Source organism: Rhodococcus sp. TAF43, from assembly GCF_052113525.1.
In the GTDB taxonomy this organism is placed as follows: Bacteria; Actinomycetota; Actinomycetes; order Mycobacteriales; family Mycobacteriaceae; genus Prescottella.
In genome coordinates, this window is sequence record NZ_JBFRDL010000082.1 from 1 (window position 1) to 11,392 (window position 11,392).

At 68.4% G+C, this 11,392-nt stretch carries 13 protein-coding genes and 1 pseudogene; 8 read left to right on the plus strand and 6 right to left on the minus strand.

Annotated elements, in window-relative coordinates; translation table 11 throughout:
* Positions 1–185 (minus strand): annotated as a pseudogene (locus AB4Z09_RS27875) (IS701 family transposase); the annotation flags it as partial.
* 48 nt (positions 186–233) lie between these two features.
* Positions 234–809 carry a cytochrome C5 gene (locus AB4Z09_RS27880; RefSeq protein ID WP_442241252.1) on the minus strand — a complete coding sequence of 192 codons (576 nt, stop codon included), beginning with the start codon at positions 807–809 and terminating at the stop codon, positions 234–236.
* 70 nt (positions 810–879) lie between these two features.
* Here AB4Z09_RS27880 and AB4Z09_RS27885 point away from each other — a divergent pair, with 70 nt between their 5' ends.
* Entirely contained in the window at positions 880–1,584 is a 705-nt protein-coding gene (locus AB4Z09_RS27885) for a hypothetical protein (protein ID WP_442241253.1), read from the plus strand.
* 80 nt (positions 1,585–1,664) lie between these two features.
* Here AB4Z09_RS27885 and pdxR read toward each other — a convergent pair whose 3' ends face one another.
* Positions 1,665–3,083: a MocR-like pyridoxine biosynthesis transcription factor PdxR gene (pdxR, locus tag AB4Z09_RS27890; protein ID WP_442241254.1), complete on the minus strand. Its 1,419-nt coding sequence runs from the start codon at positions 3,081–3,083 to the stop codon at positions 1,665–1,667.
* A gap of 47 nt (positions 3,084–3,130) precedes the next feature.
* On the opposite strand from pdxR, the gene AB4Z09_RS27895 reads away from it, so the two are divergent.
* Positions 3,131–3,595: a carboxymuconolactone decarboxylase family protein gene (locus AB4Z09_RS27895; RefSeq protein WP_442241255.1), complete on the plus strand. Its 465-nt coding sequence runs from the start codon at positions 3,131–3,133 to the stop codon at positions 3,593–3,595.
* A 176-nt stretch (positions 3,596–3,771) separates the two neighbouring features.
* Here the strand turns inward: AB4Z09_RS27895 and AB4Z09_RS27900 are convergent, their stop codons facing one another.
* Together AB4Z09_RS27900 and AB4Z09_RS27905 are read right to left on the minus strand one after the other, a co-directional pair.
* On the minus strand, positions 3,772–4,635 hold the full coding sequence (locus AB4Z09_RS27900) for an RNA polymerase sigma-70 factor (RefSeq protein WP_442241256.1): 864 nt from the start codon (positions 4,633–4,635) through the stop codon (positions 3,772–3,774).
* Positions 4,632–5,204 carry a carboxymuconolactone decarboxylase family protein gene (locus AB4Z09_RS27905; RefSeq protein WP_174914011.1) on the minus strand — a complete coding sequence of 191 codons (573 nt, stop codon included), beginning with the start codon at positions 5,202–5,204 and terminating at the stop codon, positions 4,632–4,634. The genes AB4Z09_RS27900 and AB4Z09_RS27905 overlap by 4 nt, the downstream gene beginning before the upstream one ends.
* Positions 5,205–5,352: 148 nt before the next feature.
* Between AB4Z09_RS27905 and AB4Z09_RS27910 the strand changes: the two genes are divergently transcribed.
* The 6 genes from AB4Z09_RS27910 to AB4Z09_RS27935 all read left to right on the plus strand — a co-directional run bounded on the left by AB4Z09_RS27910 (position 5,353) and on the right by AB4Z09_RS27935 (position 10,344).
* Positions 5,353–5,799 (plus strand): helix-turn-helix transcriptional regulator, encoded by a 447-nt coding sequence (locus AB4Z09_RS27910; protein WP_114724374.1) that lies wholly within the window; start codon positions 5,353–5,355, stop codon positions 5,797–5,799.
* Positions 5,800–5,804: 5 nt separating this feature from the next.
* The gene (locus AB4Z09_RS27915) at positions 5,805–6,215 is read left to right on the plus strand and encodes a VOC family protein (protein WP_217487163.1); all 411 of its coding nucleotides are present in this window, start codon (positions 5,805–5,807) and stop codon (positions 6,213–6,215) included.
* A gap of 1 nt (position 6,216) precedes the next feature.
* Positions 6,217–6,846 carry a glyoxalase gene (locus AB4Z09_RS27920; RefSeq protein ID WP_442241257.1) on the plus strand — a complete coding sequence of 210 codons (630 nt, stop codon included), beginning with the start codon at positions 6,217–6,219 and terminating at the stop codon, positions 6,844–6,846.
* Positions 6,847–6,910: 64 nt separating this feature from the next.
* Positions 6,911–9,301: an ATP-binding cassette domain-containing protein gene (locus AB4Z09_RS27925; protein WP_442241258.1), complete on the plus strand. Its 2,391-nt coding sequence runs from the start codon at positions 6,911–6,913 to the stop codon at positions 9,299–9,301.
* A gap of 64 nt (positions 9,302–9,365) precedes the next feature.
* Positions 9,366–9,902, plus strand: coding sequence for a hypothetical protein (locus tag AB4Z09_RS27930; protein ID WP_174914005.1), 537 nt, complete (start codon positions 9,366–9,368; stop codon positions 9,900–9,902).
* 79 nt (positions 9,903–9,981) lie between these two features.
* Entirely contained in the window at positions 9,982–10,344 is a 363-nt protein-coding gene (locus AB4Z09_RS27935; protein ID WP_174914003.1) for a hypothetical protein, read from the plus strand.
* A gap of 49 nt (positions 10,345–10,393) precedes the next feature.
* On the opposite strand, the gene AB4Z09_RS27940 is transcribed toward AB4Z09_RS27935, so the two are convergent.
* Positions 10,394–11,392, minus strand: a 999-nt coding sequence (locus tag AB4Z09_RS27940) for an ABC-F family ATP-binding cassette domain-containing protein (protein ID WP_442241259.1), incomplete at its 5' end; no start/stop codon positions are given.

The following is an 11,392-nucleotide window of genomic DNA, read 5'->3' on the forward strand; positions in this document are numbered from 1 at the left end:
TGCATCCCGTCCGGGCTCACCTCACCGGCGCGCTCGGCCAGCGTCCACCCGTTCTTCCGTTCCAGACCCGCAACCAAACCCGAGACATACTCACGCACCCGGCTGCGTGGCTCCGCCCGCGCAAACCGGCCAGACACCCGCTCATGCAACGTATCCAGCTCCGCAGCAACCATATCGACAACCACTCAACAAGTATCGACCACCTGTCAAGCAAGTGCCGTTGCAGTACTAGTCTAGCGGTCTTCGGCCGAACTCAGGTGGTCCATGAGGTCGTCGAGCGACTCGAACTCGACGACCTCGTAGTTCTCGTCCATCTCCTCGACGACAACGTCGTCGACGTCGAGATCCTCGTCGAGCTGGGTCCGGATCCAGCTGTCGGGGAACTGCTTCGGCGCGATGAAGGAGAGCAGGACCGCGTCGTGGAGCACCGCGACGGATCTGAGGGTCAGGTCGTCGCGCAAGTCGGTTGCTTCGATCACGCTCTGATCGCCGACCGCGTCCTCGATCTCGTTGGCGACGGAGTCGACGACCTGATCCCATCGCGCGGGCGCGATCGTCAGCACTCGTTCGACGGCAGCAAGGAGCACGCCGGTGTCCAGGCCCGACCTGTCCTCGAGTTCGGGATCGACGTTCACAGTGACGTCCGTTCCGGCGGCAGGCACTCTCGCAGCGCCGATGACGATTCCGTCGTCGGCGAATGGTGCTGTCAACAGACCGCTCTCGGCGATCTCGTCCCTGAGCAGCTCAATCGGATCCATCAGGTCCATGCCTCTCCGTGTGCGTTCCTCGAGCGATCGCTGTTCCACCATGGTTCAAGACTCCCTCGGCCGCAACGAGCACGGTCAGGGGCTCCAGAAATCGGACACCTACGATGGGCGCATGGCGCGGACACCGGACATCACGTCCCCACACGTGGTGACCTACGACGGACTGCCCGCGGCGGCGGGCGGTGCGCACTCGCTTCGCGCCAAGCGCCCCGACGAGGCATTCCAGCGCCTCCAGAGCTTCGTCGGCGCCTGCACCGAACCGGTGTCGCCGGCAGCGTGGGCGTTCGAGATCTCTGCGGGCGGACCGCCCGCGCCGACCGCGCGGGCGGTAGCGCTCGCCACCGAGTGCTTCGGCGGTCCCCGCTACCGCGCGCAAACCCACACGGAATGGAACGTCCCACCCGAATTCGTCAGCCACGCGCTCGAGGCGCTCATCGACGTCGGTCCCGAGGTCACGACCCACGGACGGTCCCTGGCCGCGCTGACCTGCAGCACGCCCGTGCGCCTCGTCGACCCGGACACCGGCGCCCCCTACCCCGACATCACGCCCGACGCCTTCGGCCACTTCGCCGTGGACGGGTACGGCCGGCGTCTGGGCGCCTCCGGCCTACGCGCCACCCTCGGTACCGCAGCATCCTCGCTCTCCGTGTGGCTCAACCTGCCCGCCGACGAACGGCTGTCCCCCGGCGCTCGTCATCTGCAAGGCCATCTCCCGTTCCGRCTGTCCGCGAAACACTGGCGCCTCTGGCGACCCACCCGGAGCGGAGACGCATACCGCGCCACCAAGACTCCATCGCCCCTACACGACCGGGTCTGAACCACAACGGAACACGCAGCGGCACTGTGTGTCTCGGCGGTATCCGAAGGCGCCTGACGTCGCACGATCCGGCCGGGGATTCACGGTGCCGGCGGCAGGATCTGGCACAGTGCGGCCAGTGCGGCGGCGAAGGCGTGGTCCGACGGCGCCGCGTAGCCGACGACGAGGCCGTCGAAAACGGGCGCGGCGTCGGGATGGCGGTAGTCCGCGAGACCGTCGAGTGCGATGCCCTGCCACGCGGCGGCCTTCACCGCCGAGGCTTCGGTGCCGGGCGGAAGTCGCAGCACCGCATGCAGTCCCGCGGCGACGCCGACGGGTTCGATGTGCGATGCGTGCTCGGCCAGCGCGGCGGCCAGGCGCATGCGGCGGTCGCGGTAGCGCTGACGCATCTGCCTGACGTGCCGGTCGTATGCCCCGGAGCTGATCAGGTCGGCGAACGTGAGTTGGTCGACCACGCCGGTCCAGCGTTCCCGCCGGCCCTTCACCGCCAGGACGGGGTCGATCAGCCGTTCCGGCAGCACCATCCAGCCCAGTCGCACCGCGGTCGAGAGGCTCTTACTGGCCGACCCGACGTAGAGGACGTGGTCCGGCTCGAGGGCCTGGACCGCACCGATCGGTTCGCGGTCGTACCGGAACTCGCCGTCGTAGTCGTCCTCGATCACCACCCCACCCCGCCCCCGCGCCCATTCGACCGCCGCGTGGCGCCGCGCCGGATCGAGGGGACCACCGAGCGGGAACTGGTGAGCCGGGGTGAGCAGCACCGAGCGAACGGCGCGATGATCCGCCAGTTCCGTTGTTCTGGAGCCATGTTCGTCGAGCCCGAGTGGTACGGTCCGGACACCGTCGGCCGCCAGCAGTGCGCGGTGGAAGGCCAGGCCGTACGCCTCGACCGCGAGGGGGCCCCGCAGCACACCACCACCGAACAGCAGGCGCAATGCGTCGGAGAAGCCCGCGCAGATCACGATGCACTCCGGGCCGGTGCGCACTCCCCTGACGCGGGCGAGATAGTCGGCGAGCGCGGTTCGCAACTCGATCCGACCCTGGGGGTCGCCCGGGCCGAAGGCGCTGTTGGGTGCGGCGGTGAGCGCCCGGCGGGTCGACCCCATCCACGCCCTCCTCGGGAACGACGAGGTGTCCGGCTGCCCCTGCAGGAGGTTGTGCACCGGCGTGGCGGGGCCGGGGGACGGCTTCGTCGGTACACGCGGTCGTGCAACGGGTGCGGTGCGCTCGGCGACCCGGGTGCCCGAACCCTGCCGGGCGGTCAGCCAACCCTCGGCGACCAGTTCGGAGTAGGTGGCGGCGACCGTGTTCCGTGCGATGCCGAGGTCGGCCGCGAGCGACCGATAGGGAGGCAGCAGGGTTCCCGGGGCCAGCCGCCCGTCCTGGATCGCCCCGCGCAGTGCCCGGCCGAGAGCGGCTCGGCGCGAACCGGTTCCGCACAGTTCCAGATGCAGATCGGAACCGAGACGTTCGGCAACATTGACCCATGATTTCGACATCGGAATGCACCTCTCGGGTGGTCTATCGATTCCCTAGATTAGGGATCATGACCAACACCACCGCACCCCGAGTCACCTTCGCCGCCGCCGCCCCGAAGGCGTTCAAGGCGCTGATCGGCTTCGATGCCGCTGCCCGCGAGGGCCTCGATCCCACGCTGGTCGAGCTGATCCAGATCCGTTCGTCACAGCTCAACGGCTGCGCCTACTGCCTCCACATGCATGTGAGCGACGCGCGTAAGGCCGGCGAAGACGAGATGCGCCTGCACATGGTTGCGGTCTGGCGTGAGGCGAGGCACTGCTTCTCCGCACGGGAACAGGCCGCGCTCGCGCTGACCGAGGCCGTCACCCGAATCGCCGGTGGCGTGCCGGACGAGGTGTACGCGCAGGCCGCGGCGCAGTTCGACGACGCGGAGCTCGCCCACGTCCTCGCCCTGATCTTGACGATCAACACCTGGAACCGTCTCGCGATCAGCACCGGCAAGGTCGCCGGCACCGACGAGCGTCGCCAGTAGGTCGGTGGTGAATTACACACCGAGGCAGGTAGCTTCACCCGGAACCATCGCTCGGTGCGACGTCACAGGATGCCCACTCGCAGGTTCACGGGCCAGGTGACCTCTCGCATCCGGGTGGGTTCGCCCCACAGGTCGGCCAGGTCCGCCGCAAAGGCGTGCAGCGGACCGGCCGACACTCACCGCCGCAGTTCCGCCGGCCGGTCCAGCCAGCCCAGCTTGTGCGGGTTGCGGATTGCGTACACCCGGCTGATCCGGCCGTCCTCGACCACCACGCTCACCGCGGTGGCCTCGCCGCCGACGTCGATCCGGATTCCCGGCATGCCGTTGTAGTACGTCGGCGCGGTCACGAAGTCCGGGAACGTCGCGGCGCGGGCCAGGAACGCCGACACCCGTCGGGCCCCGACGATCGGCTTCCGTGCCGCCGTCGCGATGCCACCGCCGTCGGCGATCACCACCACGTCCGGGGCGAGCGCCTCCATCAGTGCCTGCACGTCGCCGTTCGAGACGGCGGCGAGGAACCTCTCGACCGCCGCCTGCTGTTGGTCCCGGTCGACCTGCATCCGCGGCCGCCGCGCACCGACGTGCTCGCGGGCACGGTGCGCGATCTGCCGGACCGCGGCCGGGGTCTTGCCCACCACCTCGGCGATCTCCTGGTACGGCGTCTCGAACACCTCGTGCAGCACGAACACCGCCCGCTCGACCGGACGGAGGGTCTCGAGCACGGTGAGCATCGCGATCGAGACGTTCTCGGCCAGCTCGACGTCGTCGGCCACATCAGGCGTCGTGAGCAGAGGTTCGGGCAGCCATTCCCCGACGTACTCCTCCCGGCGGCGCGACACCGACCGGAGCCGGTTCAACGCCTGGCGGGTGACGATCCGGACCAGATAGGCGCGGGGATCGTGCACCTCGGCCCGATCGACCTCGGCCCACCGCAGCCAGGTCTCCTGGACCACGTCCTCGGCGTCGGCCGCGGAGCCGAGCATCTCGTAGGCGACGGTGAAGAGCAGGCTGCGGTGGGTGACGAACGGGTCGTCGGTCATGTCGTCGAGCGTACGGCGAGCGGCTCGAGACCACAGGTGGCCGACAAGCCCTGCGACTCGATGCCGAACGCGGTGTTGGTGCGGGTCATCAGGTTCGCCACCGCGATGAAAGCGGTCAGCTCCACGAGTGCGGGTGCACCGAGTTGCTCGAGCAGCCGGGCGGACATCTCGTCGGTCACCGTCGGCGGGGTCTGGGTCATCGCCTCGGCGTATTCCATGACGTCGCGTTCGAGCGGTGTGAACACGTCCGACTCGCGCCAGCGCGGCACCTCGCGTGCCTTGGTCAGATCGAGTCCCTCGTTGTGGGCGTGGAAGTAGCCGAAGTCCAGGCAGAAGCTGCAGCCGACGAGGCTGGCCACCGCCATGTGGGCGAACGACTTCAGGTTCTCGTCACACTGGTCCCATTTCTGCGCTTTGCGGCCGACGGTGAAACTGAAGTTCAGCACTTTCCGGTTGTGCCACGTCACCTCGACCGGTTCGGCGACGTCGCCGAGCATCTTGCGGGACATCCGCTTGACCACCGCGCCGTAGATGCCGGTCAACTCTGCTTTCGGGATTCTGGTAGCCATGATTCCTCCTTGCGGTTGTTTGCTCTCGGCATGGAGACACCGGCCGGGGGCCGGATGTGACACCCGACCGCAAATTCGTGGGCTCGAGGAGCGGGTCGGCGRCCCGCAGCGCTGGACAACTCCGGTACGACGCGGGACGATCGCGCAGGTGACCAGCAGACCTGACGAAGCGCAGCGCCTGCGTGACCTCGCGTTGCTGCGCCGTGTTCGCGACCGGATGGATCGGGAGTACGCGCAACCGCTGGACGTCGAGGCGCTCGCCCGCGGCGTGAACGTCTCGGCCGGTCATCTGAGCCGGCAGTTCCGCCTCGCGTACGGCGAGTCGCCGTACGCCTATCTGATGACGCGACGCATCGAGCGCGCGATGGCACTGCTGCGCCGTGGCGACCTCAGCGTCACCGAGGTCTGTTTCGCGGTCGGCTGCTCGTCGCTGGGCACCTTCAGCACCCGATTCACCGAGCTGGTCGGTGTCCCGCCCAGCGTCTACCGGGATCAGGCGCGCTCGGCCGAGGAGATGCCGTCGTGCGTCACGAAGCAGGTGACCAGACCGATCAGGAATCGAGAAGCGCCGACCCGCGCACCGCATTTAGCGTGACTGCCATGGACATCACCATTCACTCAGCCTTCCTGCCGCACACCGACCACGAGGCCTCATTGGCCTTCTACCGCGACCTGCTCGGATTCGAGGTCCGAAAGGAGGTCGGCTACAACGGGATGTACTGGATCACCGTCGGCCACCCGGATCAGCCCGGCACGTCCCTCGTCCTGCATCCCCCGGCCGCCGATCCCGGCATCACCGACGACGAGCGCCGCACCATCACCGAGATGATGGCGAAGGGGACGTACGCAATCCTGACCCTGGCCACCCCCGACCTCGACGCAACCTTCGCGAAGCTCGAGGCCGGTGGCGCCGACATCGTCCAGGAGCCGATCGACCAGCCGTACGGCATCCGGGACTGCGCCGTCCGGGACCCCGCGGGCAACCTGCTCCGAATCAACGAGGTGCGTTGACATGACCACTTCCAAGTCACCGACCACCATCGCGTCCCTCATCCTGGAAGTACCCGACCCCACGGCCGCCGAGGCGTTCTACGCCGCCTTCGGCGTCGGCGATCGCGTGGGCGTCCGCGCGGCGGAGGCGCCGACGGCCGGGTTCCGCGGCTACACCCTCTCGCTCGTGGTGTCGCAGCCGAACATCGTCGACGCGTTCGTGGGGGCCGCCCTCGACGGCGGCGCCACCACGCTGAAGCCCGCCAAGAAGGGCTTCTGGGGCTACGGCGGCGTCGTGCAGGCCCCGGACGGCGCGATCTGGAAGGTGGCGACGTCGTCGAAGAAGAACACCGGCCCCGCCACCCGGCAGATCGACGACGTCGTGCTGCTGCTCGGTGTCGAGGACGTCAAGGCGAGCAGACAGTTCTACGTCGACCGCGGGCTGGAGGTGGCGAAGAGCTTCGGACGCAAGTACGTCGAGTTCGCGGCACCGGATTCGCAGGTCAAGCTGGCGCTCTACGGGCGCCGCGCGCTCGCGAAGGACGCCGGCGTCTCCCCGGACGGGACCGGATCGCACCGTATCGTCGTCGGTCGCGAAGCCGCACCCTTCACCGACCCGGACGGGTTCGAGTGGGAGACCACGTCCGCATGACGCCGCGGTCGGTCGGACGCAGGCACGGTGGCCGCGACGGCGGCCCGACACAGAGGGAGAGACGATGAGCACGGCCACGACGACGGACCAGCAGTCGCCTGAGCTTCACGCCGCCGACCGCCACGATCTGATCCGCGTGCACGGCGCGCGCGAGAACAACCTCAAGGACATCAGCGTCGAACTGCCGAAGCGGCGGCTGACGGTGTTCACCGGTGTCTCGGGCTCCGGCAAGAGTTCGCTGGTGTTCTCCACCATCGCCGCCGAGTCGCAGCGGATGATCAACGAGACGTACAGCGCCTTCGTGCAGGGTTTCATGCCGACTCTGGCGCGGCCGGACGTCGACGTGCTCGACGGGCTGACGACGGCGATCATCGTCGATCAGGAGCGGATGGGCGCCAACCCGCGCTCCACCGTCGGCACCGCGACCGACGCCAATGCGATGCTGCGCATCCTGTTCAGCCGGGTCGGAAAGCCGTACATCGGCTCGCCGCAAGCATTCTCGTTCAACGTCGCCTCCGTCAGCGGTGCCGGGGCGATCACCGTGGAGAAGGCCGGCCGGACTGTCAAGGAGCGTCGCGCCTTCAGCGTCACCGGTGGCATGTGCCCGCGCTGCGAGGGCATGGGCAAGGTCTCGGACTTCGACCTGACGGCTCTGTACGACGACGGGAAGTCGCTCAACGAGGGTGCGCTGACGATCCCCGGCTACAGCATGGACGGCTGGTACGGCCGCATCTTCCGCGGCTGCGGATTCTTCGACCCCGACAAGCCGATCGCCAAGTTCACCAAGAAGCAGTTGAACGACCTCCTCTACAAGGAGCCGACCAAGGTCAAGGTCGAGGGCGTCAACGTCACGTACGAGGGTCTGATCCCGAAGATCCAGAAGTCGTTCCTGTCCAAGGACCGCGAGGCGATGCAGCCGCACATCCGCGCGTTCGTGGATCGCGCGATCACCTTCCAGACGTGCCCCGACTGCGAGGGCACGCGGCTGAGTGAGGAGGCGCGCTCGTCGAAGATCGACGGGGTCAGCATCGCCGACGTCTGCGCCATGCAGATCAGCGATCTCGCCGAATGGGTGCGCGGGCTGGACGCGCCGTCGGCGGCGCCGCTGTTGAAGTCGTTGGGCGAGACGCTCGACTCGTTCGTCGAGATCGGACTCGGCTATCTCAGCCTCGACCGCCCGGCGGGCACGCTGTCCGGCGGAGAGGCGCAGCGCACCAAGCTGATCCGCCACCTCGGGTCGTCGCTCACCGACGTCACGTACGTCTTCGACGAGCCCACCATCGGCCTGCACCCGCACGACATCGCGCGGATGAACGACCTGCTGCTGCAGCTGCGCGACAAGGGCAACACCGTCCTGGTCGTCGAGCACAAGCCGGAGGCGATCGCGATCGCCGACCACGTCGTCGATCTCGGCCCCCGCGCCGGCACCGAGGGCGGCGAGGTGGTGTTCGAGGGCACCGTGGACGAACTGCGCTCGAGCGGCACGCTCACCGGCAAGCACCTCGACGACCGCGCGTCGGTGAAGCCGTCGGTGCGGAAGTCGTCGGGCGCGCTGGAGGTGCGCGGTGCCGGCACCCACAACCTGCGCGACGTCGGCGTCGACATCCCGTTGGGCGTGCTCGTCGTGGTGACGGGCGTCGCCGGTTCGGGCAAGAGTTCGCTGATCGGCGGCTCGGTGGCCAAGCGCGACGGTGTGGTGTCGATCGACCAGGGGGCGATCAAGGGTTCCCGCCGCAGCAACCCCGCCACCTACACCGGCCTGCTCGACCCGATCCGCAAGGCGTTCGCGAAGGTCAACGGCGTCAAGCCCGGCCTGTTCAGCGCCAACTCCGAGGGCGCCTGCCCCAACTGCAACGGCGCCGGCGTCGTGTACTCCGACCTGGCGATGATGGCCGGCGTCTCCACCCCGTGCGAGGTGTGCGAGGGCAAGCGGTTCCAGGCCGAGGTGCTGGACTACAAGTTCGGCGGCAAGGACATCAGCGAGGTGCTCACGATGTCCGTCGCCCAGGCCGAGGAGTTCTTCGGCTCCGGTGACGCGAAACTTCCTGCGGCCCACAAGATCCTGGCGCGGTTGGCGGATGTCGGGCTCGGCTACGTCAAGATCGGTCAGCCGCTCACCACACTGTCCGGCGGCGAACGGCAGCGACTCAAGCTCGCCACCCACATGGGTGAGAAGGGCGACGTCTACGTCCTCGACGAGCCCACCACCGGCCTGCACCTCGCCGACGTCGAAAACCTGCTCGGCCTGCTGGACCGCCTCGTCGACTCGGGCAAGTCGGTCATCGTCATCGAGCACCACCAGGCGGTGATGGCACACGCCGACTGGATCATCGATCTCGGTCCCGGCGCGGGGCACGACGGCGGCCGGATCGTCTTCAAGGGCACGCCCGCCGACCTCGTCGCCGACCGGTCCACCCTCACCGGCAAGCACCTGGCGGAGTACGTCGGCGCCTGACCACGGCGCCGGACAATTCGGCGTTCGGTGACCACGCGGCCGGCCGGCGTGTTTCGATTCGCCTATGCGAAAAGCACTGCTGGCAGTTGCGTTGATCGCTACCTGGCTGGTTGTCGGGGCCGCGCCCGCAGGCGCCTCGTCTGCGGGCGCGGCGCAGCCGTCCTGGTCCGGTGATTACTCGGTGAAGCGCTTCGCCGCGACGAAGACCGGGACGAGTCTGGCGGCGCGGCAATGGGAGCCCGACTTCGCCGATACCTACACGTTCGAGACGAGTTGTTCGGGCGGAACCTGCGTGGCCACCGTGACCGACGGGCCCACGCCCGCCAATCCGACACTGCCCCAACCCCCGCAGTACACCTGGGACGGGACAAGTTGGGTTCATCACTACGACTGGCAATGGGACTGCTGGCAGGGCGAGGGCGTGCCCAAGGTGTGGGCGCCGGCGTCCTCGGTGGCGATCTACACCCCGCAACGAGACGGCACGCTGACCGGTTCGTGGCGTACCGACATCGAGAGTGGCCCGTGTGAAGGCTCGGTGATCATGAACGTCGCGGCCTACCCGGTCGACCCACCCTCCGGTGTCTTCGGTAGCAGCAGCTGAGACGGATCCACATCGGCCGCACCAGTTCGCCGTCGTCGACACCGGGTCCTGTTTCCGAACCACCCTGCAGGAGAGCGGCATGCGTGACGAAACTGATCCCGCCGACCCGGCACGCGCACTCCTCGACGAGCTTGCTGCCGACTTCCTCCGCGAACCCGCCGTCGAGTTCGGCACGATGTTCCGCAGCCCGGGCCTGCGAGTCGATGGCAAGATCTTCGCGTTCCTCGGCCGCGACCGTCGCCTGATCGTCAAGCTCCCGCGCCCCCGCGCCGAGGAGATCCTCCGCGCGGGGGCCGCTCAGGAAGTCACGATGGGCAAACGAACCATGAAGGAATGGGTGGCCTTCCCGGTCGACGACGACGACCTCGACGGCACTCTGACCACATGGCGTCATGCCGCGCGCGAGGCCCACGACTTTGTCGTGGGCCTGCCACCGACATGATCCAAATTGCCTGGCGTACAGCCCTTCCGGATCGATCCTTCGTTGCGGATCAGGCGAGCTGGATCAGGTCGAGGTACTCCGGGGACCAGTGGTCCTCGGTGCCGTCGGGCAGCAGGATGACCCGCTCCGGGTTGAGCGCCTCGGCGGCGCCCGGATCGTGGGTGACCAGGACGACGGCACCGGTGTAGCTGCGGAGCGCGTCGAGGACCTGCTCGCGCGAGATCGGGTCGAGGTTGTTGGTCGGCTCGTCGAGCAGCAGCACGTTCGCCGCCGACGACACCAGCCCGGCCAGCGCCAGACGCGTCTTCTCACCACCGGACAGGGTGCCCGCCGGCTGCTCGAGCTGCGGGCCGGTGAACATGAACGCCCCCAGCAGACCGCGTAGGTCCTGCTCCCCGGTGTCGGGGGCGGCGTGGCGGATGTTCTCCCACACGCTGGCGTCGTCGTCGAGGGTGTCGTGTTCCTGAGCGAAGTAGCCGATCTTCAGGCCGTGCCCGGGCACCAGCTCGCCGAGGTCGGGGGTCTCCACACCGCCGAGCAGCCGCAGCAGCGTCGTCTTGCCCGTACCGTTGAGTCCGAGGATCACCACGCGGGAGCCGCGGTCGATCGCGAGGTCGACACCGGTGAAGATCTCCAGCGACCCGTAGACCTTGGTCAGGTTCTCGGCCATGAGCGGGGTCTTGCCGCAGGTGGCGGGCTCGGGGAAGCGGATGTGGGCGACCCTGTCGGCGACCCGGACGTCGTCGAGATCGTTGATCATCTTGTCGGCGCGCTTGGCCATGTTCTGYGCSGCGGTCGCCTTSGTCGCCTTCGCGCCGAGCTTGGCGGCCTGCACGCGCAGCGCRCCGGCYTTCTTCTCGGCGTTSGCRCGYTCRCGSCGGCGSCGCTGCTCGTCGGTRGCGCGGGCGTCGAGGTACTTCTTCCAGCCCATGTTGTAGATGTCGGCCTCGCCGCGCACGGCGTCGAGGAACCACACCCGGTTCACGACGTCGTTGAGCAGGTCCACGTCGTGACTGATCACGATCAGGCCGCCGTCGTGGTTCTGCAG